General features: G+C 39.6%; 20 protein-coding genes and 1 pseudogene. 7 read left to right on the plus strand and 14 right to left on the minus strand.

Annotated features, from left to right (window positions below; all coding sequences use genetic code 11):
• The first annotated feature begins 17 nt into the window (after positions 1 to 17).
• The 3 genes from AC0L7Q_RS04620 to AC0L7Q_RS04630 all read left to right on the plus strand — a co-directional run bounded on the left by AC0L7Q_RS04620 (position 18) and on the right by AC0L7Q_RS04630 (position 9,774).
• The gene (locus tag AC0L7Q_RS04620; RefSeq protein WP_409425014.1) at positions 18 to 8,705 is read left to right on the plus strand and encodes an Ig-like domain-containing protein; all 8,688 of its coding nucleotides are present in this window, start codon (positions 18 to 20) and stop codon (positions 8,703 to 8,705) included.
• A gap of 145 nt (positions 8,706 to 8,850) precedes the next feature.
• Entirely contained in the window at positions 8,851 to 9,423 is a 573-nt protein-coding gene (efpL, locus tag AC0L7Q_RS04625; protein WP_413401506.1) for an elongation factor P-like protein EfpL, read from the plus strand.
• Positions 9,424 to 9,570: 147 nt separating this feature from the next.
• Positions 9,571 to 9,774: a hypothetical protein gene (locus AC0L7Q_RS04630; RefSeq protein WP_409425016.1), complete on the plus strand. Its 204-nt coding sequence runs from the start codon at positions 9,571 to 9,573 to the stop codon at positions 9,772 to 9,774.
• Here the strand turns inward: AC0L7Q_RS04630 and AC0L7Q_RS04635 are convergent.
• On the minus strand, positions 9,771 to 12,011 hold the full coding sequence (locus tag AC0L7Q_RS04635) for a sensor domain-containing protein (RefSeq protein ID WP_413401508.1): 2,241 nt from the start codon (positions 12,009 to 12,011) through the stop codon (positions 9,771 to 9,773). The two genes, AC0L7Q_RS04630 and AC0L7Q_RS04635, sit on opposite strands and share 4 nt — an antisense overlap.
• Positions 12,012 to 12,062: 51 nt before the next feature.
• A complete protein-coding gene (locus tag AC0L7Q_RS04640) occupies positions 12,063 to 14,786 on the minus strand; it encodes an insulinase family protein (RefSeq protein ID WP_413401510.1) in 2,724 nt (907 codons plus the stop codon).
• A gap of 184 nt (positions 14,787 to 14,970) precedes the next feature.
• Here AC0L7Q_RS04640 and sixA point away from each other — a divergent pair, with 184 nt between their 5' ends.
• The gene (sixA, locus tag AC0L7Q_RS04645; protein ID WP_409425019.1) at positions 14,971 to 15,447 is read left to right on the plus strand and encodes a phosphohistidine phosphatase SixA; all 477 of its coding nucleotides are present in this window, start codon (positions 14,971 to 14,973) and stop codon (positions 15,445 to 15,447) included.
• Positions 15,448 to 15,640: 193 nt separating this feature from the next.
• Here sixA and AC0L7Q_RS04650 read toward each other — a convergent pair whose 3' ends face one another.
• From AC0L7Q_RS04650 to smrB, 7 genes and pseudogenes are all read right to left on the minus strand, one after another.
• A complete protein-coding gene (locus AC0L7Q_RS04650) occupies positions 15,641 to 15,994 on the minus strand; it encodes a hypothetical protein (protein WP_409425020.1) in 354 nt (117 codons plus the stop codon).
• Positions 15,995 to 16,091: 97 nt separating this feature from the next.
• Entirely contained in the window at positions 16,092 to 16,313 is a 222-nt protein-coding gene (locus AC0L7Q_RS04655) for a hypothetical protein (protein WP_409425021.1), read from the minus strand.
• 52 nt (positions 16,314 to 16,365) lie between these two features.
• Positions 16,366 to 17,022 carry a DUF2589 domain-containing protein gene (locus AC0L7Q_RS04660; RefSeq protein WP_409425022.1) on the minus strand — a complete coding sequence of 219 codons (657 nt, stop codon included), beginning with the start codon at positions 17,020 to 17,022 and terminating at the stop codon, positions 16,366 to 16,368.
• A gap of 24 nt (positions 17,023 to 17,046) precedes the next feature.
• Positions 17,047 to 17,649, minus strand: coding sequence for a DUF2589 domain-containing protein (locus tag AC0L7Q_RS04665; protein ID WP_409425023.1), 603 nt, complete (start codon positions 17,647 to 17,649; stop codon positions 17,047 to 17,049).
• 73 nt (positions 17,650 to 17,722) lie between these two features.
• Entirely contained in the window at positions 17,723 to 18,181 is a 459-nt protein-coding gene (locus tag AC0L7Q_RS04670) for a hypothetical protein (RefSeq protein ID WP_409425024.1), read from the minus strand.
• A gap of 235 nt (positions 18,182 to 18,416) precedes the next feature.
• Complete coding sequence (locus AC0L7Q_RS04675; protein ID WP_409425025.1) at positions 18,417 to 19,340, minus strand: AEC family transporter; 924 nt, start codon at positions 19,338 to 19,340, stop codon at positions 18,417 to 18,419.
• Positions 19,341 to 19,623: 283 nt separating this feature from the next.
• A pseudogene (gene smrB, locus AC0L7Q_RS04680) lies at positions 19,624 to 20,180 on the minus strand (endonuclease SmrB).
• A gap of 298 nt (positions 20,181 to 20,478) precedes the next feature.
• Here smrB and prmB point away from each other — a divergent pair.
• Positions 20,479 to 21,414: a 50S ribosomal protein L3 N(5)-glutamine methyltransferase gene (gene prmB / locus AC0L7Q_RS04685; protein ID WP_413401514.1), complete on the plus strand. Its 936-nt coding sequence runs from the start codon at positions 20,479 to 20,481 to the stop codon at positions 21,412 to 21,414.
• Between the two features lie 89 nt (positions 21,415 to 21,503).
• Positions 21,504 to 22,601, plus strand: coding sequence for a chorismate synthase (gene aroC / locus AC0L7Q_RS04690; protein ID WP_413401516.1), 1,098 nt, complete (start codon positions 21,504 to 21,506; stop codon positions 22,599 to 22,601).
• A 62-nt stretch (positions 22,602 to 22,663) separates the two neighbouring features.
• Here aroC and AC0L7Q_RS04695 read toward each other — a convergent pair whose 3' ends face one another.
• From AC0L7Q_RS04695 to AC0L7Q_RS04710, 4 genes are all read right to left on the minus strand, one after another.
• Positions 22,664 to 23,809, minus strand: coding sequence for a lipase family protein (locus AC0L7Q_RS04695; RefSeq protein ID WP_413401518.1), 1,146 nt, complete (start codon positions 23,807 to 23,809; stop codon positions 22,664 to 22,666).
• Positions 23,806 to 24,450 carry a DUF6795 domain-containing protein gene (locus AC0L7Q_RS04700; RefSeq protein ID WP_413401520.1) on the minus strand — a complete coding sequence of 215 codons (645 nt, stop codon included), beginning with the start codon at positions 24,448 to 24,450 and terminating at the stop codon, positions 23,806 to 23,808. The genes AC0L7Q_RS04695 and AC0L7Q_RS04700 overlap by 4 nt, the downstream gene beginning before the upstream one ends.
• A gap of 72 nt (positions 24,451 to 24,522) precedes the next feature.
• Complete coding sequence (locus tag AC0L7Q_RS04705; protein WP_413401522.1) at positions 24,523 to 24,741, minus strand: hypothetical protein; 219 nt, start codon at positions 24,739 to 24,741, stop codon at positions 24,523 to 24,525.
• Position 24,742: 1 nt separating this feature from the next.
• Entirely contained in the window at positions 24,743 to 25,372 is a 630-nt protein-coding gene (locus AC0L7Q_RS04710; protein WP_413401524.1) for a DUF6795 domain-containing protein, read from the minus strand.
• A gap of 200 nt (positions 25,373 to 25,572) precedes the next feature.
• Here AC0L7Q_RS04710 and AC0L7Q_RS04715 point away from each other — a divergent pair, with 200 nt between their 5' ends.
• Positions 25,573 to 25,932, plus strand: coding sequence for a DUF4112 domain-containing protein (locus tag AC0L7Q_RS04715; protein WP_418157338.1), 360 nt, complete (start codon positions 25,573 to 25,575; stop codon positions 25,930 to 25,932).
• A gap of 70 nt (positions 25,933 to 26,002) precedes the next feature.
• Here the strand turns inward: AC0L7Q_RS04715 and AC0L7Q_RS04720 are convergent, their stop codons facing one another.
• Entirely contained in the window at positions 26,003 to 26,701 is a 699-nt protein-coding gene (locus AC0L7Q_RS04720; protein ID WP_409425033.1) for a 2'-5' RNA ligase family protein, read from the minus strand.
• Between the last annotated feature and the right edge of the window lie 112 nt (positions 26,702 to 26,813).

The raw sequence follows: 26,813 nt of genomic DNA on the forward strand, positions 1-26,813 counted from the left end.
CTTAAAGGATTTACCCAATGCTTCACTTCTCTTTATCGCCAATTTCGATTTTTATTGGTTCGGTTTTAGGGCTTACTCAAGCCACAGGGCTTGCGCCTAGTGTAAAAGCACCAACACAATCAGAAGCTAATTTCAACCTAGCTCCGCAGGTAAGTATTAAGTCATTTGAGGCAAATGCAGATGATCTTACATTGACAGTAACACGTGATACTAAGCACTTAGTCATTATCGATGCTGAAGTACCTGATAAAGCTGTATTTTATAGAGACCTAAATGCAGAGACAGAGATTGTTGAACTCAATGCTGATGAATCAGGTATAAATCAGCTCGAAGAGTTGCTTGGTCGTTACCAACAGTTAGAGAGCGTGAGTATATTTTCTCATGGGCGCAGTGGAGAGCTACAACTTGGTAACAGCCAAATAAATACTGAGGTTATTGAAAGTAACCCACAATTTATGGCGGTATTTAAGGAGGCTGTAAAACCTGGTGGGGATGTGTTTTTTTATGGCTGTGACCTTGGTAAGGGTCTGCAAGGCGATCAATTTTTAACACTCTTTAGTCAGTCAACGGAGCTTGATGTAGCCGCTTCTGACGATTTAACCGGTAATAGTCATAAAGGCGGAGATTGGGATTTAGAAATAGTTAAAGGGGATGTCGATTTTGCTGATAGGCCATTTTCAGAGCGAGCCTTGATTGACTTTTCCGAGGTGTTAGCGTTTGATGGTACATTGAATTTTGATAATTTACCTACGGGATACGCTAATAATAAAAGTTATGTAATACCGAGTACTAGTTACAGCATAAAAGTTAAGTCTGGGGCTGGTGGGGGTCAAGATTTATATAATTTTTCAGCGGGCTATGTTTATATATCTACAAGCTCATCAACTCAGACATACAGTAAAATATATTTTACAAATAACGAAACGTTTGATTTATCTAGTTTATATGTTTATAACTCAAGTGCTAGTAATAGAGTCATACGGCTAACAACGGATAAAGGAGGCGTAGCGGATAGCGGGACTTTACCTAGCGGTAGCAGCGAGACTATAAATGCTTCTGGTGCGTTATTTACAGAAATAAAATGGTTAAAAATAGCTTATTCTGATAACTCTACTCTTAGCTGGTTAAAAATTGACAACCTTGCCATCACTAACTTGTCTTCAACTCCTGTTAATTCAGCGCCTGTTGTTGATTTAAATGGTGGGATTCCAGGTACAGGGAGTTTTTCGGCGTTTACTGAAGGCAGCCCTGCTACCGTGATTGCACCCGATGCTGAAGCCGGTGATAGTGATGGCGACTCAATAACAACAATAACCGTTGCATTAACAAATGATCAAGATGGCGCCTCAGAAGGTCTTAATGTATCTGCCAGTGCGCAAAATGCACTTGGGGGTGTAAGTGGTGCATCAGATATTAGTTTACAAGACACAATTTCTATTACAGGTGCAACTGCAACAACGGCTGAAGTTACCACTTTCCTTAAAGCAATCACGTATAACAATACCAGTGCAACACCCAGCACAACTTCGCGTACAGTGTCAGTTGTCATTAATGATGGCACTGAAAACAGTATTAGCCGTACCGCGACAATTTCAGTGGCTAACCTTACAGCAGCTAGTTCTACAGCGGCGGGTTTTAGCACCTTGGATGGTACAAACTTAAACCCAGCCATTAGTTTCAGCAGTGACAATGAGACTTTAACCATATCTTCAGCCAGTCATATTGTTGGGTCTACAGCCCAAGGTGGCGACGGTACAGATGAGATTATTGTTATAGATGGTAGTGATCTCACACAATTTACCAGTTTAACCTCCTTTGAAACGCTCTCTACTTATAATGACGGCTCATTAACGCTCAGCGAGTCGCAACACGATGCGTTTACAACGATAAATGGCGCTGGAACAAATACATTTACTTTGGCAAGTGCAGATGGTGATAGCAGCGTAATTGCAGATGCAGACATAGAAACGTATGTTTTAAATGCTGCTTTTAATATTACTTTAGCTGGGACCGCGCAAAATGTTACCGGTAGTAGCAATGCTGATACTATTAATATTGCTGGATTGAGCGTGACAGGTACGCTTGCTGGCGGCGGCGATACCGATGTACTGCAAATGAGCACCGGTGCTGATATTAGTAATGCCACGGTAAGTGCATTTGAGTCTTTAGCATTAAATAGTGGTGCTTCAGTGACGATGACTGAGGCGCAGCACGACAGCTTTCCTTCGATAACAGCAAGTGGCACTGATTCAATTACCATAAGCACCGCGACCGATGGCCTAACTGGTAATAGTTCGGTTGAAACGTATGTGTTGAGTGCAGCGAATACATTTACGTTAGGCAATGCATCACAGAATCTAACCGGTAGTGGTGGTGACGACACGGTTAATGTGAATGCACTGAGTGCGACGGGTATCTTAGCGGGCGGAATTGGTACCGATACCTTGGTTGTTACCAACGGTGGTAATATATCAGGTGCGACAGTCAGCGGGTTTGAAGATTTATCGGTTGCTGCTGGTGGCACAGTCACCCTAGGCGCATCTCAGCTTGCGAGTTTTTCTGGCACAGTTTCAGGCAGTGGCACTGAGACAATTTCTGTTTCAGGAGATGGTAATGTAAGTACTGTTTCGGCAATAGAAAGTTATACCTTAAATGACGATAGTACGAATACGCGCTCGGTTACTGTCACTAATGCTAGCCACTCTGTAACTGCAACCTCTGCGACTGATGCAATTACGTTTGATTTAGGTTCACTTACATTTACTGGAATCATTACCGGTGACAATACTGTTGCAGATACACTGAGTTTAAGTAATGGTGCAAATATATCAGCTGGGACCATAAATAATATAAATAACCTAACCTTGGCATCTGGTGCTTCAGTTAACATGACGACCAGCCAGCACCAAGGATTTTCAGGCACAATCACGGCTCCAGGCTCAGAGTCTATTACCATTAGCGGAGATGGCGATTTTACTACTTTAGCAGGTGTTGAAAGCTATAGCGTGGGTGATGACAGCACTAATACTAGAATCATTACAGTTTCAAGCAGTAACACCAATGTGGATGCTACTTCAGCTACTGATGTTGTTACGTTTGCAATAGGCACTAGTGCATACACTGGTACCCTTACAGGCGACGCAACAGCAAGTGATATTGTTAACGTATCTGATGGCGCGGATGTCACAGGAGGGGGCTTCTTTAATATTGGTACATTAAGCTTAGCCTCTGCTGCAACAGTAGCAATTGATGTTAATAATATTAATGATTTTAATACAACCATTACAGGCTCTGCTGGCGCTGATACGCTAAAACTTATGGATGGTGGTATTTTTAATTTTTCCAGCACCACGGTATCGGGTATTGAAAATCTGGCAATCGGCACTAACAGCAACACGACTATCACCTTAACCGATAATTTTAATACTGATGCTGGCGTTGTGTCTTTTTCTAATGCTAGTGGCAGTGCTATTACAGCTGCAGTGACGCTAGATGCAAGTGCATTTAGCGCTGACATTTTAACAATGACCTCATCAGATTTTAGTGGTGATGATGTACTTAAAGGTGGCTCTGGAGCCGATACTTTACGCCCAGGCGCTGGTACAGATACGTTAACAGGTAACGCAGGTAATGATAATTTTGTAGGTAGCTCATCTCAATTATCAGGCGATACAATTACCGATTTAGCCGCAGGCGATCGTATTACTATTGCTGGTATTACAGGGCTTTCAGCCAGTAACGTACGTTTTAATGGCACAAGTACATTAGAAGTAGATACCAACGCCACTGATTTTAACATTTCTGAGCTAACTCTTGCTCTTACAAACGCACCAGGCAACGACCTTACCTTTACGGTTGCTGATAGTGGCCCTGATACTATCATTACTTTTATTTCACCGAACTCAGCACCCACATTTAGTTCGCTTAATGGCGGTGCTACATTTATCGAAAATGGCAGTGCAGTGATAATAGATAGCGATATGACAATTGCAGATGCTGAGCTTGATGCACTTAACAGCAACGCAGGGGATTACAACAATGCTAGCTTGACTATTCGCCGGCGCGATGGCGCAAGTGCCGACGATATATTTGCTCATTCGGGACTACTCAGTACATTAACTGAGGGAAGTACATTTAGTTACAATGCTAATAATATAGGGACTGTTACCACAAACTCGGCAGGCACTTTAACGCTAACATTTAATAGTAATGCCACTTCTGCAATCGTAGATTCTGTTGCGCAAGCTATTACCTATGCCAACAACTCAGATGTGCCTTTAAATGCAACTGTGCTTGACTATGTATTTGATGATGGCGCGGTTCAAAGCACCGGTACTAATCAAGCGTCAGTCAGTATTACCTCTGTTAATGATGCGCCTACAGTATCAGCAATCGGGGCTAACCCAACCTTTACAGAAAATGGCTCAGCAGTGGCTATCTTCTCTTCCGCTGCTGTTAGCACGGTTGAGAGTGGGCAAAATATTGAACAAATATCACTAACAGTTACTAATGTAAAAGATACGGGCCATGAGTTTCTTCAATTTGGCACCGATCTTATCAACTTAGAGCATAATGCATCGGGTAATTATTCGGGAGCCGTTAACTTTAGCTACACGGTTATGTTAAGTGGCTCAACGGCAACGGTAACGGTTACCGCAACAGATTCAGCTGCAGTATGGCAAAGTTATGTGCCGTTCTTACAGTATAAAAATACCAGTGATTCGCCTACCACCGAGAATAGAGTTGTTACACTTACATCAATAAAAGACAGTGGCGGTACATCTAATGGTGGCGCAGATAGAGCAATTGGTAGTTTTGGCTCTTCTACAGTAATCGTAGTGGGTGAAAATAATGCGCCTACTGATATCAGCCTTTCAAGCTCTACGATTAGTGAATCAGTTGTGGGGGCAGGTGCTGATGTTGGAGTATTAACGACTACGGATGCTGATTCGAGCAGCCATACTTATTCGCTAGTTTCATCTACATCAGCTGCAACGGGTAGTTGTACCACAAGCGCGGGCAATAGTTTTTTCCAAATCAATGGCAACACGTTAGAAACCAAAGCGGCATTACCACTGGGCGCTTATACGGTTTGTGTGCAAACAGATGACAGTGCCGAAACCTTTAAAAAATCATTTACTATAACAGTAATTGAAGCGCCTAAACCGACTACCCCTGAGATCAGTGGCACAGCAGCTACAAAAGTAAATCAAGATGAGCTTTATAACTTTACCCCTTCGGCAACAGACCCACAAAATAAAGCACTGACGTTTAGCATTGCTAACAAGCCTAGTTGGGCTAGTTTCAATACTGCAACAGGTAATTTATTGGGTACGCCCACTAAGGCAAATGTAGGGCTTTATCCAAACATTACTATCGCTGTTAGTAATGGTAGCGAGCAGGCAAGCCTGTCACCTTTTAACTTGGAAGTGGTATCAACAAATAGTGCTCCGATTGCACCTAACTTAAGTTTAGAGCTTGATGAAGATTCTAATATCAGCTTTTCCCCTGATATTACAGATGCAGACTTAGACACACTAACAATTAGCGCTGTGTCGCAGCCTCAATTTGGTACATTAACCAAGCAAGCCAATACATTCACTTATACACCTAATGCAGACTATTTTGGCCCTGATAGTTTTAATTATCTTGCAGATGATACAAAGGAAAAATCTGCTATTGCTACAGTGAATTTTACGGTGGCTTCCATTAATGATGCGCCAATTGCTAATCCAGATAGCTATTCATTAAATAGCAACGCTGATAATCGCTACTCACTTGATGTGTTAGTTAATGATACCGATGTTGATGACGATGAATTGGTAATTGTTAGTGCTAACGCTAGCGTGGGAACAGTGCAAATTGAAGAGGGAACGCTGGTTTATCAGACCCAGGCAAGCACCAAAGGGACCATTCAAATTAATTATTTGATTGAAGACCCTGATAAAGAAATGAGTAGAACAACAGCAACATTAAGATTAAATAATCAAGCAGAAAATTTGCCAACTATCGATACACCAGTTGATATTGATGTTAATGCAAAAGGGTTGTTTACAAAGGTCAAGTTAGGTGTGCCTTCGGCAATGGATAGCGAAGGTAATAAATTAGCAGTCTCATTAGTTAATCCAAGTTTGTTGTATGCGCCAGGCAAGCATTTAGTTTACTGGAAAGCAGTAGACAGCAGCGGACTTGAAGCAATCGCAACGCAAAATGTAAACGTGAGTCCACTTATTTCGCTTAGTAAAAATAGCGAAATAGCTGAGAATAAAACACATAGCTTTAATGTGTTTTTAAATGGTGAAGCACCAAGTTATCCAGTGACCATTGCCTATGAAGTATCGGGTACTGCTGATAGCTCTGATCATGACTTAGTGTCGTCAGAGTTGGTTATTAACAGTGGCTTGCAGGGACAAGTTAATTTTACAACCTATGCCGACTCAGAAAGTGAAGGCAATGAAACTGTTGTAATTACACTGGCAGATACATTGAATTTAGGTGCAAAGTCTTCAACCACAATCACTATTGTAGAAAATAATGTAGCACCTACTATTAGCACCAGTATTACACAAGATTCTCAACAAAGATCACTTGTTACCATAGGTAACGATCTCGTTACGATTAAAGCTGTTACTCAGGATGCAAATCCGAACGATAACGTAACGCTGAAGTGGGTTTCAGAGGATAATAAACTTATTAATACAAGCGCAAATGAAAACGAATTTGTTTTTTCAACACAATCACTAACTTCTGGTATCTATAAAGTAACGGTAACAGCGCAAGACTCTGGCGAGCCGAGTCTATCAACATCAAAAGATGTTTACGTTGAAGTGTTAACCTCACTTGAGGCGCTAGGACAAGAAGACTCTGATGGTGATCTTATCCCTGATGTACAAGAAGGCTACGGTGATAGTGACGGTGATGGCATTCCTGATTATTTAGATGCGATCAGTGAATGTAATGTCATGCAAGAACAAGTTAAAGACAGTGATAAATTTTTAGTTGAAGGTGAGCCGGGCGTTTGCGTGAGAAAAGGGGTTACGATTTCACAAAATGCAACGGGCGGCGTTCAGTTACTTGATAGTGAATTACCTGAAGATGAAGGAGCGATAAATACAGGCGGACTGTTTGACTTTATTGCAACGGGTTTACCTAATGCTGGAGATACTTACAGCATAGTAATACCGCAAAGAAAACCAATTTCACAAAACTCTGTTTACAGAAAGTTAAAAGAGGGGCAGTGGATTGATTTTGATACATCTGGTGACAACCAATTACTTTCTACAGCAGGTGAGCCTGGTTATTGCCCTCCACCAAGAAGTAGTGAGTGGACGCAAGGGCTAACTGAAGGTGCATGGTGTGTACAATTACAAATTGTTGACGGTGGTCCTAATGATGACGATGGCAAAGCGAACCGAACGATAGTCGATCCAGGCGGTGTTGCAACTATTCGTACATCGAACCAGCTTCCTGAGGCTAATCAGGATGAGATAACAATTGGTGCAGGGGAATCCGCGACTATTGATGTATTAAAAAATGATACAGATCTGGACGGTGATACACTGACTTTAAGCGGTGCGACGGCTGATTTTGGTGATGTAAGCATTGTCGATGGACAGTTACTGTATACCCCTCCAACTGGATTTGTTGGTGTAGCGATTATTGAATATAGCATTAGTGACGGTAAAGGGGGCACATCAAACAGCCAAGTTAGAGTTAACTTAGTTATAAATAATGCGCCAACAGCTGTTTTTGATTCGGCAACAACCACTGATAATGCATCGATCGAAATAGATGTGCTTCGTAATGACTCAGATATCGATGGTGATGAATTATTTGTTGTCAATGCCGTTGCGGCTCAGGGCACAGTGTCAATTAACATTAACGGCACTTTACAATACACACCTAAAAGCGGCTTCGACGGTGTTGATATTATTGATTACACGATAAAAGATAGCAAAGGTGCGAAGTCTACAGCACAAGTCAATGTGACAGTTAGCGCTGTTGAATCAGTTGCTATCAATAATAAGTCGTCAGGAGGAAGCATGGGGGGATTGGGTTTATTACTGATTTCAGTTCTTGTTATCAGTCGTAGAAGATCAATGTTTCCGAGCTTTGCAATAGTAACGACCAGTTGTTTAATTAGCACTAGTGCAATGGCTAATACGTGGTCGTTTGAAGCCTCGCTAGGTGAGTCTAAAGCAAAGCATTCTTTAGTAACCAAGGACAAAAAGGCTAATTTAGTTTCTATTGATGATACTGATAATAGCTGGTCAATTGGCGCTTATTATGACCTGTCACCCAATTGGGAAGTCGCTATAAGATATATTGATTTAGGTGAAGGTCGAGCCGATTTAACTGCCCAAACAGTAAAAGCTGACATAGATAAATTACATCAAGATTATTCACGCTTTGTACCGGTGTTACCAAAGGGAGTGGCAGCTGAAGTAGGTTACCGACATATGCTTGATAAATCTTTAAGCACAAAGGTATTTTTAGGTGCATATCGTTATCAGTATAAAATACAAAGTAGCATCACGGATGGTGTTCGCTTAGAGTATAAAGAACACGCTACAAAACCTTACATAGGTGCTGCTGTAGGTTATTCTGTTTATAAGCAGACTGAATTATTACTAAAGTATACTTATTATAAAGTATCAAAAAATGATGTAAGTGAGTTATCAGCGGGAATAAAAGTACGCTTTTAAGTTGGTGCTGAGTGTGTTCATCGCTGCTATTAGCGGCGATGAACCGCATATTTTAAAAAGTATCGCTAAGTTGTTTTGTTTCTATTGAAGATTCTTCAGTTCGTGGTATGTTTCTCGCAATCAAAAAAACAATAGGAATTCACCCATGCCAAAGGCGAGTGATGTTAAAAAAGGGACGGCTATTGACTTTAATGGCCGTGTATTAGTAGTAAAAGATATTGTACGCTCAGTACCACAAGGTCGTGCTGGTGGTAGTTTATACCGTATGCGTTTATACGATGTAGTAACGGGTAGTAAAGTTGACGAAACATTTAAAGACAGCGATATGCTTAACCTTGCTGATTTAATCCGCCGTGAAGCCATGCTGTCGTACATTGATGGCGATGAGTATGTCTTTATGGATAATGAAGATTACACGCCTTACAATTTAAATAAAGACGCCATAGCGGAAGAAATTCAATTTGTTAATGAAGAGACCCAAGGTGTGCACGTTATTGTAATTGACGGTGCTGCAGTAGGTCTTGATCTTCCTTCCAGTGTTGAGCTTGTTGTTGAAGAAACTGATCCTTCAATTAAAGGGGCTTCAGCTAGCGCTCGCTCAAAGCCAGCACGCTTATCAACTGGCTTAACAATTCAAGTGCCAGAGCATATTTCAACCGGTGATCGTATCCGCATAAATACTGCTGAGCATAAGTTTATGGGTCGTGCTGACAAGTAAGCTGTAATGAATTGATAATTGAGAGCCGAGCTTTAAGTTGCTCGGCTTTTTTGTGTCTGATTTATAAGCACCGCCACTAAAGAATACGTTGCTTTAATTTTCGCCAGTTTAACGCTATTATATGCGCCTTAATTTTTCAGCAGTCAGATGAGCATGGTATTATTTATTTTACTTAGTGGTGTGTTTATCACACTTATGTATATTGAAACCATTAAAAAGGGTATGCCTGTTAAGCGTTGGTTATTTTTGGGTGGATTATTGGGGCCTGCAGCCTGGTGTTTATTTAATCTACATTATCGACGTGCGTTAATACGTAATATTGGTGCAAAAACGTGTCTATGGCGTGCTTAGCTAGTCGCTCTAATTAAGCTGAGTTTTGATTGGCTTTGCTGTTGTTTTAAAAATGCAGTGAATTCATCTTTTGAGAGTGGTTTAGAATAGTAATAGCCTTGTAGTGTTTCACAGTTAAGCTCTTCCAGTATACTTATTTGTGAAGCTTGTTCTACACCTTCAGCAACTACATGTAAATCCAAATTATGTGCAATAGTCACAATAGAGTCCACCATATTGCGGCCGCGTTCGGTTTTCATATCATCAATAAAGGCTTTATCTATCTTAAGCGTATTCAGTGGAAACTGTTTCAAATACGCCAGCGACGAATACCCAGTACCAAAATCATCCATAGCTAAATGAATGCCACGGGCACTTAGAGAGCGCATAATAGCAATGGCTTCTTGTGGGTCGTCCATTACCGTGCCTTCGGTGATCTCAAGCTCTAAGAAGTAAGAGGGTAATTCATTTTTTTGTAAAATCACATCTATTCGAGAGGTTAAATCGGGTAGGCTAAATTGTTTTGCTGATAAATTTACCGCAACACGAGCATTAAATAATCCAGCATCTAGCCATTGCTTTACGTCACGACAAGCTTTGTTTAAAACCACTTCACCAATTTCAATAATTTGCCCTGTTTCTTCGGCGATTGGAATAAAGACCCCAGGGCTAATAACCCCCTTTTTCGGCGTAATAAAACGCACTAACGCTTCCATTCCAGCAAGCTTACCAGTACGAATATTCATTTTAGGCTGATAATACACCTCAAAGTGATCTTCTTTTAAGCCAAAGCGCATTAGGTTTTCTATTTGTAGTCGCTTTACTGCTTGGCGATTCATGTTGTCATTAAAGAACAGGTAGCTGTTACCTTTCTTTTTCGCATGATACATGGCGGTATCGGCATTCTTTAATAGTATTTCAGGGGTGTTACCATCTTCGGGGAATAACACTATGCCAACACTGGATGTGATAGCAAGTTCATGTCCTGCCATTTTAAATGGTGTGGCTATTGCTGCTAAAAACTGTTTTGCCATGCGGGTGATGGTGAGAATATCGTTGGTGTTTGACATAACCAGCGCAAATTCGTCGCCGCCTAGGCGATAAAACACATCATTTTCACGGGTAAGCTTATTTAAGCGCATAGCAAGCTTTGCCAGTAAGCTGTCACCTAACTGATGACCCAATGAGTCATTTATCTTTTTAAAGTTATCTAAATCAAATACTAGCAAGGCATGGTGTGAATGCTCCTTTGCTAATTTTTTTAAGTCAGAAAAAAATAAATTACGGTTTGGTAAGCTGGTGGTGCGATCTCGATTGGATAAATTATTGAGCTCAGACTCCGTTTTTTTACGCTCGGTTAAATCAGAATACACCACCACGTAATTGGTAATTTGATTTTGCGCGTTTTTAATTTCATCTATCGAGATTTCAAATGGTAGTAGGGCATGGTCGCTATTACGCAGCTTTACTTCTTCTTGAATATGTTCATGCTTTCGAACGGTGTCTTTTATGGACTCTATATAGCCTCTGTCGTAACCGGCTAAATGAAATTCTTTTTTAAGGTATTGCTCTCGTACACCGCCGAACAAAGTTAAAAAGCTGGGATTAATATCAACAAGCTTAAAATCTTTATCATAAATAGCCAGTGCATCGGTAAATGATTCAACGCATTTTGCAAATAGGTTTAGTCGCTCTTCGGTTGATTTGAGCTGAGAAATATCTCTTACCGTGCCAGTCATTCGCAATGGGCTAAGGTTCGCGTCTTTTTCGATTATTTTTCCACGGTCGAGTACCCAATGCCATTTACCAAAACTATCTTTAATACGATAAGTAGCTTCGAAAAAAGTACTTTCTTCAGCAAAGTGTTTTTTTAGTAGATAATCTACATGGGTTAAATCGCGAGGGTGTATTAGGCTTTTATTCGGTGGGAATTCTACTAGATTGTTGTTATTCAGTACGTACTTGTCGTTAATACGAATAACCTTGCCGGTTTTTATATTCCAGTCCCATAGTGTGTCACCACTGCCTTCTACGGTACTTTTTAAACGCTTTTCAGATCGCTGTAATTGAGAATGTGAGCGCTTGAGAGAGTGAATAACTGTAAACAAATAAATTAACAGTAACGTCATTATTGCGCACACGCTAACGACAAGCGCATTTAAGTTCAAGCTAAACGATGACTCAAATGCACTAGCAGAATAGGTTGTGGCCAAAGTGACCAACAATAGAATGTATTTTATTATTTTTATTTTTTTCATTGTCTTACTTCTTATTTACAAAAGACAATCTAAATCAAGCGCGCGCAAGAGTCAAAGGGAATGAGAATAAAGTGGTAGATTCTCCGGTTGATTCACAGATTTAGCGCTTAAAAGCTCATATCTTGGGCGATCTGCATCAAAAATTTCAGCTGCATAGGCTTTTACATCTTCAAGCGTTAATGCGTTTAAAGAATCCAGCAGGCGTTGCTGCATATTAAACTGATGATCGCCATTGCCAATAGCAAGCCATAAACGTTGTGAACGTAAACGCAAGTTTTTGTCTTTTTCGGCAATATGCGTTGTTAGTCCATATTTTTGTTGCAGCCAGGCTTGCTCTGTTAGTTCATCAATGGTTGATAAATACTGACTGATGAACACGTTATGCCTGTGTAGTAACATGCTTGGTTCAAATTTAGGTGACTGAATATAAAAAGCAATTCCAGCACGAGTATTAAAGGGCGCATAACCGGCACCGACCAAATAACCCAATTGTTGTGTGGTTCGTAGTTCATTGAAATAATCTTGATTAATTAAGTGATTAAGCGCCATCATTTTTACTTTTTCATCAACATCATCGCTTAATGCTTGGTAGTAAATCACCATGGCATTATCGCTACAAGCGAGCTCTAATTCGTAACGAGTCACTTTAGTAATTTCAAAGAGTGGGCGCTTTAAATCTTCTATAACGGCTGACTTTTTAAGGTGCAATGCCACCTTTTTCTGAAACTCAAAGGCTTCACTTTGCTGCCAATTGCCATGTAAAAAAGACTCAACATGAAGCGCATTAAAAAACGCCTGTCTAAACTCATTAAACTGATGAAAACAGGTATCTTTAAGTGCATTTGCTAACGCGTCAGGCTGTGGGTTCCACGGCATTATCTTAGCGCCTAATATACTAAAGAGCTCACTAACAGGTTTATTTTGGTTACTATTGCGCCAATGCCTTACCAGTTGCTTTTTATATTCAGCAAAGCGTTTAGCACAAATTTTTACGTTAAATAGTGCATCAATTAGTTGATCAACCAGCTCAAGTTGGCTTGAAGATAGCCCCGCAGTATGCAAGGTTAAGCCACCTTGGTGAGATGTTAAGTGATAACTTAAGCCCGCGAGCTCAGCTGGATAAAACTGCTCGCCAACACTATCCATAAACAAATCAGAAAACAATCGAGTCAATGCCATATGCTTTACATCTTTAACTGCAAAGTCAGAGTCCATGGCTAAATAAAAATGCCCTTTGGCCACTCTGAAGGTGGCATCTTGTTTAAACCAAAAGTCAAAGCCAGCTTCTTTTACCAGCAACGTTGGATGAGCTTGATGCGACTCTATTGGATATAAAACAACATCTTTAGCTAAATAAGGATTTGCGGTAGGTAATAACATTTCACCCTGTGGCTGACTAATTTGTGCCAACGCTTCGAGCCAATGCAGTGACAATTTTTCAATTTTATACGGTGTGTTATACCAAGCAGATGTGTGTTCAGGCTCTACGCCCGGATGAATCAGCACTAAGCGCATATTGTGAGGGGTTAACCATTGCATCGCCATTTCATGAGTGGTGGCTTTAAAGCCTTCCATTAAATAGTCGCCCTGTAAGTAATTAACTTCATCGTAATGTTGCATGTTAATACTTAAATTACTGACCCAGTCAATCAGTCGAGATTTTTCTTGGTTATCAAATGCGATCTGTAGCAGTTTTTGTTTATCTTGGTACAAGCGAGGCAGTTTGCTGATGTTGTTATTTATTAGGCAAATGTATTCAAATACCATTTCAATAATTTCTTCGTAGTATTCAATGCCTTCATCGGTCAGCGCCATACTAATATTAAAATCTTTAAAGTTACTACCGTTGATGCCACCTCCGGCAGAAAGAGCATTGATCCAACCTTGTTCTTTAAGTACTGAATATAGCGAGCCTTGCCCTTCGTATCCTAGTAAATGGGCAATAAAACTAACTGTTTTATGACGGTAAAAATCGTCTATGTTTGGCATGGCAAAGCTAATAATCAGCTTTTGTACGTGTTTGTGTGGCTCTATATGAAGCAACTTACCTAAGTCTTGGCTGCGATAAAGTGGCGCTTCTATAGGTGGCTTTAATTTACCTTTTCTGCCTTTAATTTGGCAAAAATACTGAGTAGCCCATTTCTCAAGTATATCTAATGATTCATTGGCACAAATCACTAGAGTCATCCATTGAGCTTGGTAATGCTGATTAAAAAAATCGCGTAATTCATCACTAATACAGCGTTGTCTATCGGCTAACGTTTGTAAGTTGCCTACGGAAAATTTAGCAAATGGGTGTGCAGGGTTAACAGTTTCTTTATGTACTTGATAGATACGTCGGCCATCATCTTTAATCTTTAATTTAAACTCAGCCTCAATGGCATTTCGTTCTTTTTCGGTTTCTGCGGGATCCAAGCTGGGCGCTATAAAAAAACGGCTAAATTGCGCTAACGCCGATTCAATATGATTGTTATTAATATCAAAAAAGTAGCAGGTATGTTCCGTGCCAGTCCAGGCATTGGTGTTACCACCAGATTGAGAGACAAAATTATTAAAGCTACCGGATTCAGGATACAGATCAGTGCCTAAAAACAACATATGCTCTAAAAAATGCGCTAAGCCCTGTCTATCAAGAGGATCGTCAAAGTGACCAGCGTTAACGGCCATAGAGGCTGCCGCTTTTGCTGAGTCCTGATCGCGCACTAAAAGCACTTTTAGACCATTGTCCAGTGTTAGTGTGCGGTAAGCTCTGTTATCATTGGTGCTGATTTTCAAATGATGCTCCTGAAACTAAACGTATAATTGTTAACAACAGATGATAACTTCAGGAATGCGATGCTATTTACCTGAACATCATGAAAGAACTATTTTAAGAAAATAAATAGGTTTGAGTTATTAATATAGCGGAAATTCGAGCAAATTGGCTACTGTTTTATATTCTTTAATTGGTTGATTTTTTATGAAAACAATCTTGATAATGCGTCATGGTGAAGCAACACCAATGCACTCTGATGATGTCAGTAGAAGTTTGACTTCTGTGGGTCAGCAACAAGCTGAAAAAATGGGGCTATGGTTGCAAAAAATGCACGCTCCCAGTGGCTTGTTAGTTAGCCCTTATGTTAGAGCGCAGCAAACCGCTGAGGCTGTTAAAAAAAGTAATCACTTTTTATTTGAAGAAACCTGTCACGATATTATTCCTGAAGGGAACCCTCAGGTTGCAGCAGATTATTTAGAAACGTTAATTGCCCTTCACCCAGAGTGCGATACCTGGCTGGTTGTTGCTCATATGCCTATGGTGAGCTATTTGGTTGATCAGCTATGCGCGGGTAACATGCCAATTTTTGACACCGGTGCAGTTGCCCAAATTAGTTATGATGATAGTCAGCAACGCAGTGAATATTTGAATATTTATTCCTCAAACAATGTCGATATTTAATATTATAGGCTGTTTTCATTACGATTATATCTACGTATAAAGCCTGCTATTTTATTAAATAGCAGGCTGATATCAGTTGTTAGGCTTAAGTTTTGAGCGTTATATTGATGAATAACATGACATGTGTAGCATGCTCCTTGGCTTGGATAGCAAACAGTTATATTTAAAGTCGCGTCATCGACACCATATACAACTAGGGGCGGCAAGTTGTTAATGTTTTGAGTTGTTTATCCTTTTGATTAAAAATATGGCAAGTACGAAAGCTATCTTTAACTGTAATATGAAGTGTTGAACCATCTCCATTAGGTGGTGGTGTTCCTCCAAAGTGAGGGCCTTTTGATATATAACAATTACCGCTGTCAGAAAACATGGCTAATGCTGTATCTTCAGAGTTTCGAATTAATTTTTGCCAGAAGTTAACATCTCCTTGCTGTGTGGGAAATTGTGCTTTTTCACTTACAATACAAGCGGCATAACCGCTAATAGAAAATAAACTTACTGTAAGTACAATAATTAGTTTAAGTATTTTTAATTTATAGGCTTTCATAATAAATTCCTGTTAGATATGTTTAGGCGCTAATTCAACGAAATTGATATTAGTACATTTCATTTATAAATAGCGCTGTTGATATTAATACTATTGTTTAACTGAACTTTGCGTAGTCACTTTGGCATCGTCCCAGCGCTGAGTTTTGTTGCAGCTTGTTATTTGCATATTTAACATGCTCACGGTCTTCTGAGGCCAAGCAGATTACTGTATTACATAATTGACAGCTAAATCGTTCACCCTTACATAATGCATCTAAGTTAATAGTAATCGTAGAGTGCTGACAGTGAGGGCAGTTAATCGTATTTGTAAGGTTCATAACATTTCCTTAAAATAAGCGCCTTAATAACTAAGGCGCTAAGTTTTAGTTACTAAGTCGCTTCTTTAGATTGAGTCTCACCAGTAATCATGATTGGTTGAATTGCAGCCGTATAAGCTTGAATAATTGTTGTTACACCTTCAGGCAAGGGAAGTTGTCCAGCATTAACTGCCACGGTGTATTTTGCAGAATTTGATTTCTCATAATGTTCTTTATCGGACGAGGATGATTGACTTGTCGATTTAACTGAGCCTTCAACTTTAGCTGAAAAGCCCATATAACTAAACCCAGCTTCAAAGCTCCCGCTGGTTTCCTTATTCTGGCTGCTAGATGTTTCTGTATCATGTGAAAATGAGCTCTTTACCTCCATTTCAAAGTTCACATCAACATTTTTCACGGCTAACGAGTTTAGAGGTAAAATTGTTAGTAAAGGTAGATTTAGAGTAGAAGTTGCAGGCTCTAGTGCTTTACCTGTTTTCTCATTAATGACGGGTCGAGTAACTTCAAGTTTAACCATAATGGGTTTGCGTATACCGCTGGTTTTGTCGTCTTTAGAGAGTGGTTGGAAACAGGTTTCTAATAGAAACCGGGTTTGTGATATTGCCATATTGGCATTGGCATCTGCTGCTGCATTTAAAGGGGCACCAATGAGTGACTTCATTGGTAAACCTGAAAATTGTTGTGCCATACTTACTAATGCATTTTCCATAATATTATCCTTTTACAAGTATTTTTACCCAGGAATTTGCGCCCTGAGTGAACGCTCATAACCCTCAATAAGCTTTTGAAGGCCTTCAGGAGTTTCACCTCCTTGAAGTTTGATTTCGATTTCCACATTAGACGTATTTCTTTGTTCCGATTTGGAAAAAAGATTTCGCTGAGTTTGCTTTGGAAATGCGACGAATAATTCATTTTCATCATTAGCAGTCACTTCTAGGTTTGTTTTAATACTTACTTCTTGTATTTTTGGAGAGCTAATAGGGGTGAGAGTAATAAGTGGAACATCTACATAACTAATTTTAGGCCCGTTATGGTCTTTATCTGGAAAGGCCATCAGCATTGTTTTTGGTTTTAGTACACGTTTTATGTCACTATTTGCAGCTAAATTATCATTATGCTCTTTTAAGATATTAAGTGCTGATTCGGTATCATCACTGTCTATAAATGATTTAACCTTTTGAATAGAATCCTCATCAAGATCGGTTGCTTTGGTTTTAGGCACTTCAATAATTTCGAAAAACTTATTGATATGCTTTATACCTTGGGCTTCAACCTCGTTTGCTGCTTGTTTGATACTCGAATGAAGTTCATGTATCAGCGATCTAAATTTAATCATCTTTATACTCTGTTAGTGACTTTGTAGTGATAGTTATAGGCACTAAAAGAAAATAAATTAATAAGAGTTGATCCTATGAACGCTTCGAAATAGCAATCTTTTTTCGTACGGTAGATATAGTTCGCTGGCTTACTCCAAAAACTCTAATGAGTTCATCATTTTCCATGCCATTTTTAATAGAGTTTTCATAAGCTATTTTCCGCAGCAGACTAAAAATACCCCAGCGATTAGGAATTTCAATATAACCAGAAGAATCAGCTAAAGAACAAATTTTCGTATAGCGAATATCAGTCAAGATGATCCCCAAGTGCTCTTCTAGCTTTGATTTATCTTTACCTAGATAAATCTTTTTACCACCATGCTTGCCAATAAATTCGTAAAACTCCATTGCTGTGAATGGCTCAACAAGTTCAGATAAGAAAAAAGGCAGTCTAGCAAGCACTTCTGTTTGGTTTTCTTCGTAAAATGTATTTAACTCATTCATATGGTTAATTTTATTTGTATAGATAACTCCGAAAATTTCGTAATGCATCCTTTGCAACTCCAGCTAACTAGGCCTATTTCAAAGAAGTAAGCTTTAAATTATTGTATCGACACTGTATTTGTAGTTATCAGTAACTAAGAAGCACATAAGAACCATTCATATGATTGTTAACGGTTTGATTATTATATGTATACTTTAAATTGGCATTTTTTTAGGTAATCAGGGGGCTTGGAAGGTAGGTTTTTTATTATGTCGCTTTATAGACAATCGATTGATGTTGCTATTACAGCAGCACTGTTAACCACATGCTAAAACTCAGCACACTTAATACTGTAGATAAAACCACTGCACTGGCAAGGGTATCTTGGTGTTGTTTTATTTGGCATGAAATTAAATAGGCATTAACGCCCAACGGCGATGCACTTAATAATACCAGTACCTTTAACAGTGACTCATTAAGTGCAAATACGTGTGTGCCTAGCAATAACACCAAGGCAGGTAACATGACTAACTTTAATAGGCTGGCAATGGCTGTTGCTTGCCAGTTATCGCTAATTTTATAAAAAGCTAAGTTAGCGCCCAACACAAATAACGCACAAGCAATAGCGGGTTCGGCTAAAAGCGCTAAGCCACTAGTTAAGTCAGCAAATAAAGTAACCCCTGCCAAATTAACCAATAAACCAGTGCTAATACTTAACACCACTGGATTGAGTAGCATATTTTTGGAAAATGTTGACCAGGAAAACACATGACTGGCGTTGTTTGCACTAATTAAAAAAGTAAGGGTGAATAATAACGCGCTATGAAAGGTAATGATCATAAAAATAATGCCCATCATTTGCTCGCCTAATGCGGCAATAATAATAGGTAACCCCACCAATACAGTATTGGAATAGCTACTGCCAAGGGCAAACACGCTATGGCGTTCGTATTGAAGTTGTTTAGAGAGAATGTAGCGGTCAATAACTAGGGCAAAGAGGTAAATTAAAATAACCGGAATGTAAAAACTTAAAAAGCCATTTAAGCTGACACTAGTTTGTAAGTCTGCTTTGCCCATATTTAAAAATAAAAAGCTCGGCACACTAATATAAAAAGTAAACTTACTTAATCCTTCTATATGAATTCGCTCTAAAAAGCCACTGCGGCTAGAAATGTAGCCACATAGCACAATAAATATCAGCGGGAATATAATCGAAAATATATGCACTAAAAGGCTCTTGTTGATTAGGGTCTGTTGACCTTTTAAGGTTAAATTTGCAGCAGCCTGTTTGGTATTTAGGCAAGGCAGAGCCTATGTGGTGTGGTTATTCCCCATAAATAGGCGATAACACAGCATTAATGCCAAACAGGCGCTGCCCTTTGGGTTCTGCCTAGGGGCGATTTACTCTTTGTTGCTCGGTTTTGACTTAGCCCACTAGGTTACAAACCTCGCGCCGCGATTAAATCGCCCCTAGCTTGAACAAATTTTAATCCGCAAAGGTCAACAGACCCTAGCGTCTAAACTCATCACTTTGCGGTAAATTAATTAATATCAGTACTGCACCTTTACCGCCATATTCAAGCGGAGCTTGATGCATAGCAATAACGTCGGGGTGTTGCACTAAATATTGCGGCACTTTATGCCTGAGGATATGGCCGCCAATTCCGTGTACAACGCAGGCACAGTAGTAATGCTTTTTTTACACTCATGAATAAGTCCTGCGAGTTCATCTTTGGCCACTTCTTTATTCAAGCCATGCAGGTCTAGGGTTAAATCAGGTATAAAATCCCCTCGGCGAAGTTGTTTAGCTAAAAAACGATCCTGACCCTGTTGCACATAATTAACAGTACCGTTAGTGTCTATATCGGGCACATATTCATCAGAAAAGAAAAATTCTGATTGTTGTTGCTTTTTTTGCTGGGCAAATTGCTTCGCTTGTGACACTTTAGGTTTATTACTAAAACGGTGAGTGTCTTGTTTGAACACGCGCGCACCACTGATACTTTGACGAAACAAGTCAATGTCATCAGGACTAATTAGGCTGTTAGAGTGGGGATCTTTTTTCATAGCGGCAGTCTAAACAAAAAAGTGGTAAAAATCGAGTAAAAAGGTGTGATACCCAAGCAGCTTTGCGGTGCGTAGTACAGCTCCAATAAGGTTAGTTTAAAAGCGATTTATACTGCGTTATTGATTTGAACAACAGAGTGACTATTACACTTGCAATCAATGCCTTGTTTAAATTACCTTTAATTCTAACTGTCACTCGCACCTAGAGGTGGCTTGGGTATACAATAGGGCAATCATGGGGCCCATAGTTGTGCCCCGATTGAGTTTATTTTTTGAAAGTAGCAGGCAGATAAGACTGATGAGTGAATTACTAATAGAAGAAGCAACCCTGGATGAAGCTGTTGCAGAACTTTCAACCTTACATGATTGGCTTCGTTGGACGACTAGTCAATTTGCAAGTAGCGGTATTTTCTTTGGTCATGGCACCGATAACGCATGGGATGAAGCGGTAAGTTTGTTATTACCAGCGCTTAGTTTGCCAATTGATGCACCCAAAGAGCTGATGCATGCCCGTTTAACCAGCACTGAAAAAAACCGTTTAGCAGGCTTAATTGCCGAGCGCATTAACGATTTCACTCCAGTTCCATACCTGACCAACATTGCATGGTTTGCCAATATGCCATTTTATGTGGATGAACGAGTATTAATTCCTCGCTCGCCTTTTGCTGAGCTTATTATTAATCGTTTTACACCTTGGCTAGAGCAGCCAGAATCAGTAGGGCGTATTTTAGATTTATGTACGGGCTCGGGTTGTATTGCGATTGCATTGGCACAAGCATTCGAAAATGCGCAAGTTGATGCGGTTGATATTTCCTATGAAGCCCTTGAAGTGGCTAATATCAATATCACCGATTACCAACTAAGTGAGCGCGTATTACCGATTCAGTCTGACGTATTCAGTGGTGTACCTGGGCAAAAATACGACTTAATCGTAGCAAACCCTCCGTACGTTGATGCTGAAGATATGGCTGATTTACCACGTGAATTCCATCACGAGCCAGAGCTTGGGTTAGCATCGGGTCACGATGGCCTTGATGTAACACGTACTATTTTAGATCAAGCCAGTGAGCATCTAACAGATAACGGTTTGTTATTTGTCGAAGTAGGTAACTCTATGGTACATATGGATGCGCTGTATCCAGGCGCACCATTTGAATGGATTGAGTTTGAACAAGGCGGATTAGGGGTGTTTGTTATTAGCAAGCAACAACTAGATGCCTACTTTGCACAGTAATAATTAATACTAGCCATTCATCCCAAATGGCTGGGCAAATAATAGCCGAGTTAATCCTCGGCTATAGTCATTAGGAATGAGGAAAGTTAATGGCAGGTAATAGCATAGGGCAGTTATTTAAAGTGTCCACCTTTGGCGAAAGCCACGGCGTTGCATTAGGCGGCGTAGTGGACGGTACGCCCGCAGGCCTTGAGATAACAGAGGCCGACATACAACACGATTTAGACCGTCGAAAGCCTGGGCAAAGTCGCTATACCACGCAGCGCCGTGAGAGCGATCAAATTAAAATTTTAGCGGGCGTTTTTGAAGGTAAAACCACCGGTACTAGCATTGGTTTATTAATTGAAAATACCGATCAACGTTCACAAGATTATGGCAAAATTAAAGACGTATTTCGTCCAGGTCATGGTGATTATACCTACTGGCACAAATACGGCCTACGCGATTACCGTGGTGGTGGCCGCTCATCTGCGCGTGAAACCGCTATTCGGGTTGCCGCAGGCGCCATTGCTAAAAAGTATTTAAAACAATTTCATGGTATTGAAGTACGTGCGTGTTTGAGCCAACTAGGGCCAATTAAAGCCGAAAATTACGATTGGGATGAGGTGGAAAACAACTTATTCTTCTTCCCTGATGCAAGTAAGCTTGAAGCACTTGACGAGTATATGCGCGAGCTAAAAAAACAAGGCGACTCAGTGGGTGCCAAGGTAAAAGTAGTGGCTAAAAATGTACCTGTTGGCTTAGGTGAGCCCGTATTTGATAGGCTAGACGCTGAACTTGCACACTCCTTAATGAGTATTAACGCAGTTAAAGGCGTTGAAATTGGTGATGGCTTTGATGTGGTTCAGCAAAAAGGCTCAGAGCATCGTGATGAGTTAACCCCTGAAGGATTTACCTCAAATCATGCCGGCGGCGTGCTTGCAGGTATTTCAACGGGGCAAGATATAATCGCATCAATTGCGCTTAAGCCAACATCAAGTATTACTATTCCCGGTAATAGTATTAACACCGAAAATGAAGCGGTTGAGATGATCACTAAAGGTCGTCACGATCCTTGTGTAGGCATTCGTGCTATTCCGATTGCTGAGGCTATGATGGCCATTACTTTAATGGATCATTTACTTCGCCAACGCGGTCAAAACCCACATGTACACCACGAACATGGGCCAATTAAAGGCGCTATTTAAGCGCCTTTAATTATAATAAATGCGGCTGATACTTGATGCCGCATTTACATAACTGACTATACTTAAATACGGTCAATGGCTTGTTTCGCAACCATATAGAGCTTTTTAATCATTAAACCTAACACCCAACGGATAAATTGAGTTGTGAGCTCTACTACCTCATATGACGCTTTACCTACAAAAGCAAGCATATGGCCAATTAAACCCTTTAACTCTTCTGTGAGCTCTACAAACTTAACCACAGATTCATGTAAGCATCGTGCTAAAATATCATAAAAAGTTAACCCAACGCTAAGACCTGCTTGTGCAGAAATAAAGGCGTATTGGCCAGTTTTCTTTAAAAAAGTAATTAAGCCATCGGTAATAATTCGCTGCCATCTAAGTGAGAATGTCACGTTATAGCGCAGAGCATATTTTAAAACAGTATGATTATAGTGAAGAGTTTTTAGTGAACTTTCCATGCTTTCATAATCATCGAACGCAGCCACAGTATTGACATAGCCGGGTGCACTTTTTTCCATGGAGTGTGCGGCAAGGCTAAAAAAAGATCCCTCATTCATCGCCGTTTGGTATTCGCTTGAGGTATGACTAAACGGCCAAGCTGGTACACATGGTACAGGATCTGCACCGTGCGTTACACGGTACTGGCCAACATTGTGTGCAGCTGAATGTACCGAATGATTTAGCACAACCCTTGGCGCACCAAAGGTATATAAATTAGTGGGAATACCTTGCTCACTTGCCCATATTGCTGATAGTTGGGCAATCGCACCACCTAAGCTATGACCAACAAGGTGCAAACATTTAGGTTTATGTTGCTTGACATAACTTGCAAACATCGGCTTCATGCTGGTAAAGGCTTTCTCAAAACCAGAGTGCACCTCTAAGTTTTTAGGGCCATGGGTAATGGCTACGTTTAGGTTTGTTAGCCAATCGGCGCAGGAGGTAAATACGGTGCCACGTATACCAATAATATGGTGGCCTTTAAATTGTTGTGATGCACCTTCTGCAGTCAAAGCGAAACCTGTAGTTCGGTTTAGGAGTTGATTGATTAAGCCACCACTAACACCTTTGATTTGGTTGTTGGTGATTTTAAAGTTTCTGACAAAATCGTTGTGAAACTCGCCATTGAAATCATAACTTTTTTTGATATCGTAAACTCTATTAGCGACAGTAGCAGCCGTGCTTGGTGATATTCTATTATTCATAGTTCAACCTTTTTCCCTGTAAAACGTTCTGTTAGATTATTCAAATCGCCATTATGAATTTCATACTTTTCCTGACCATTCTCCATAATCCATGTGGGAATGTAATCTTCGTCCCATGTGCAAATACTTGTCGCAACTCTATTAAGGTGTTTATTAATATTATTCTTAAATTCAAATCTTACTAATGGATTAGTTAGTTCACAATTTAGAAATTTTAATTTATCTGTGTACTCAGGAATTTCGTATATATCAGGCTGAGTTGCTCCCCATAAACCAATGATAGAATTATCATCTTGTTCTATAACAATTTTTTGGTGTACGCGGTCTTCGGAAATTAATTTATTCGGAATAGAGGAAAATATTGTTTTTCTTGGGAAATGGAAGTGACCATCTTCATCTGTAATAGTTGTGTCTAAACGTTCTACCCCGTCTATATAGGTTAGTGCACGTATTATTTCTAAGTCCGCAATGGGAATTCCATTTTTTGTAACAATCCCATTGACTTCAGGGCTTAAAAATACTTCTTTTTTCTTTTTGAACCAGCTAAACATATCTTCTCCTTGACTAATGGCTGGGAAAATAATCACACAAACAAGAATTAATAAGATAATGAATCGAGGGCTATAGCTAGATTTATTCATAGGCAATCCTTGCGTATTTTTATGGAACTCTAATTGAGAATAAAACACATGTAAAGTGAAATGCCCACTTTTTTAACCTTTCAGAGAGCCTGTAATTTGAGCAGCCAGATTTAGAAGTTGATTGATTAAGCCACTACTAACACCTTTAATTTGGTTGTTGGTGATTTTAAAATCTCTGTCAAAACTTTGTCCTAATTCCTCTTTAAATGACGAAGAGGTTCTTATATCGTAAACTCCGGTCGCTATAGTGGCAGCTATATTTGGGGGTAATATTACTTGGACTTTTTCCATGTTAATCCTCCTTGATGTTACGTTCAGTTAAGTTATTAAAATCACCATTATTAATTCTATACTCTCTATCTCCGTCATATAACCAATATGGCATATAGTCTGTTTCCCAACGACAAATACTCGATGCTACATAATTTAAGTGTTCGTTATTATTTTTTTTAAATTCAAAAGCAACGCGTTTATTAGTTAATTCACACTCTAGGAATGCTAATTTTTCACTATACTCGGGGATTTCTTTAATTCCTGATTGGTTTGCAACCCATAATGGAATTAAAGTGCTTTCGCTTTCAATAAATATTTCTTGCGAAACGCGGTTTTCAACTATTAGCTTATTGTGTACTGAGGAAAGGATCGTTTTTTTGGGAAAGTGAAAACGTCCATTTTGATCTGTGCTTGCAGTATCTCGGTGGACTTTTTCATCTATGTAGATTAATGATCGTATTATTTCTAAGTTGGCAACTGGTGTGCCATTGTCTGTAACAACACCATTGACTTCAGGGCTTAAAAATACTTCTTTTTTCTTTCTGAACCAGCTAAACATATCTGCTCCTTGACTAATGGCTGGGAAAATAATGACACAAGCAAGAATGGGTAAAATAATCAATCGAGGGCTATAGCTAGATTTATTCATAGGCAATCCTTGCATATTATTGGACTTTAAAGATGAGAGTACACTATTTAAAATGAATCTACAGTAAGCTTTTATATAGCCTCGAACTTTGATACTTTTAGTGTAAAGTAGTGCGTTTAGTATATACAGGCTATACATCTTTATTGCCGCTCAATAATTTAAATGTGCTCAGCGCACCTAAAAATAAGAGAGCTGTTATTATGCAAAAAAACAATCAAGCTTCCATCTCACAAACTGAATATAAAGCCACCATAAAACGGCTCGAAGAGTTTAGCCGCTTTACCGATAGCAGCATTGGTATTCCGTTTACTAAATTTAAATTTGGTGTAGAGTCGCTGATTGGGCTTTTACCTGTGATGGGTGATTTAGCAGGGCTTATTTTGTCTGGCTATGTACTAATTGAAGCGCAGCGCTTAGGTGTTAGCAAGCGAGTAAAAAGCCGTATTATTATAAATATGTTGATTGATTTTGTTGGCGGGCTCATTCCATTTTTTGGAGATATTTTTGATGCTATATTTAAAGCAAATACGCGTAACACCCGCATACTTAAAAAAATTTAACAGATAAGCTAACCACAAACCCATAAACATTATTAGTTTAAAGTGTGTAATTAGCCCTGTTATTAACTATTTATTTGGCATCAAAAAAGTACTTAGCGAGTATTTCTTTTTGTTGACCAAACTGATCAGACACTCCAATTCCAATCCCAATTATTTCCCCTTCTGCTTGCGGTGGCTCAGCTTGCATGACTTTATTAAACGCATCCAATGCAGGGTTTTGCTCATTTGCAAGTAGGGTTAAATGCGGCTGAAAATTCTGAAATACATTTGGGCTGCCATAACGTTCAAAAGCCACGAGTTTATTAGGGTAATGCTTTACCCAACTTGGCACTAGCGCTTGATGATCGCGAAGCGGCTCAAGCTTAAGGGTCACCTCGTCGGCTAAGCGTTGTAACTGATATGATTTTTCTAATTTTATAAATGCCCAATTACTTGGTGACACACTAAATCCATTGGCTTTTATCTCAAACGACTGATGATCTTTTACAATACGCTCTACCACTTGCTTAATTTCGTTTTGTGCTTCAGGTGGGTAATCCGTTAAATACAAGGTGGCATGTACGGGTAACCCTTGTTGGTAAAACGTAGTAATTTGGTGCGTAGCCAATTCATCGCTGGTTTTAGCGACTAGCTCAACGATAGGCTTAGAAGGAATAGCAAATACGTTAATACTTATGCTTTTTGCATAACTGCTGGCAGAAGTAGCCAACAGTGTTAAAAAAGTAAAAGAGATAAATAGCCACGATAAAAAGCTGTGTTGTTTAACCATAAGAGTGAGTCAATTCAGGTTTTTGGTTGGCATATGGTAAGCGTAATTAAGCGTTCAGTAAATAAAGTATGGTAAGGAAGCCTTAATTAATGCATCGCTAATTTTTTACTTT

Source organism: Pseudoalteromonas sp. KJ63-1 (assembly GCF_055808145.1).

Bases quoted from the DNA above. Each gene is read 5' to 3' on its own strand.
- AC0L7Q_RS04620 (WP_409425014.1), top strand. From the start codon at position 18: ATGCTTCACTTCTCTTTATCGCCAATTTCGATTTTTATTGGTTCGGTT.
- efpL (WP_413401506.1), top strand. From the start codon at position 8,851: ATGCCAAAGGCGAGTGATGTTAAAAAAGGGACGGCTATTGACTTTAAT.
- AC0L7Q_RS04630 (WP_409425016.1), top strand. From the start codon at position 9,571: ATGAGCATGGTATTATTTATTTTACTTAGTGGTGTGTTTATCACACTT.
- AC0L7Q_RS04635 (WP_413401508.1), bottom strand. From the start codon at position 12,011: ATGAAAAAAATAAAAATAATAAAATACATTCTATTGTTGGTCACTTTG.
- sixA (WP_409425019.1), top strand. From the start codon at position 14,971: ATGAAAACAATCTTGATAATGCGTCATGGTGAAGCAACACCAATGCAC.
- AC0L7Q_RS04650 (WP_409425020.1), bottom strand. From the start codon at position 15,994: ATGAAAGCCTATAAATTAAAAATACTTAAACTAATTATTGTACTTACA.
- AC0L7Q_RS04655 (WP_409425021.1), bottom strand. From the start codon at position 16,313: ATGAACCTTACAAATACGATTAACTGCCCTCACTGTCAGCACTCTACG.
- AC0L7Q_RS04660 (WP_409425022.1), bottom strand. From the start codon at position 17,022: ATGGAAAATGCATTAGTAAGTATGGCACAACAATTTTCAGGTTTACCA.
- AC0L7Q_RS04665 (WP_409425023.1), bottom strand. From the start codon at position 17,649: ATGATTAAATTTAGATCGCTGATACATGAACTTCATTCGAGTATCAAA.
- AC0L7Q_RS04670 (WP_409425024.1), bottom strand. From the start codon at position 18,181: ATGCATTACGAAATTTTCGGAGTTATCTATACAAATAAAATTAACCAT.
- prmB (WP_413401514.1), top strand. From the start codon at position 20,479: ATGAGTGAATTACTAATAGAAGAAGCAACCCTGGATGAAGCTGTTGCA.
- aroC (WP_413401516.1), top strand. From the start codon at position 21,504: ATGGCAGGTAATAGCATAGGGCAGTTATTTAAAGTGTCCACCTTTGGC.
- AC0L7Q_RS04695 (WP_413401518.1), bottom strand. From the start codon at position 23,809: ATGAATAATAGAATATCACCAAGCACGGCTGCTACTGTCGCTAATAGA.
- AC0L7Q_RS04700 (WP_413401520.1), bottom strand. From the start codon at position 24,450: ATGAATAAATCTAGCTATAGCCCTCGATTCATTATCTTATTAATTCTT.
- AC0L7Q_RS04705 (WP_413401522.1), bottom strand. From the start codon at position 24,741: ATGGAAAAAGTCCAAGTAATATTACCCCCAAATATAGCTGCCACTATA.
- AC0L7Q_RS04710 (WP_413401524.1), bottom strand. From the start codon at position 25,372: ATGAATAAATCTAGCTATAGCCCTCGATTGATTATTTTACCCATTCTT.
- AC0L7Q_RS04715 (WP_418157338.1), top strand. From the start codon at position 25,573: ATGCAAAAAAACAATCAAGCTTCCATCTCACAAACTGAATATAAAGCC.
- AC0L7Q_RS04720 (WP_409425033.1), bottom strand. From the start codon at position 26,701: ATGGTTAAACAACACAGCTTTTTATCGTGGCTATTTATCTCTTTTACT.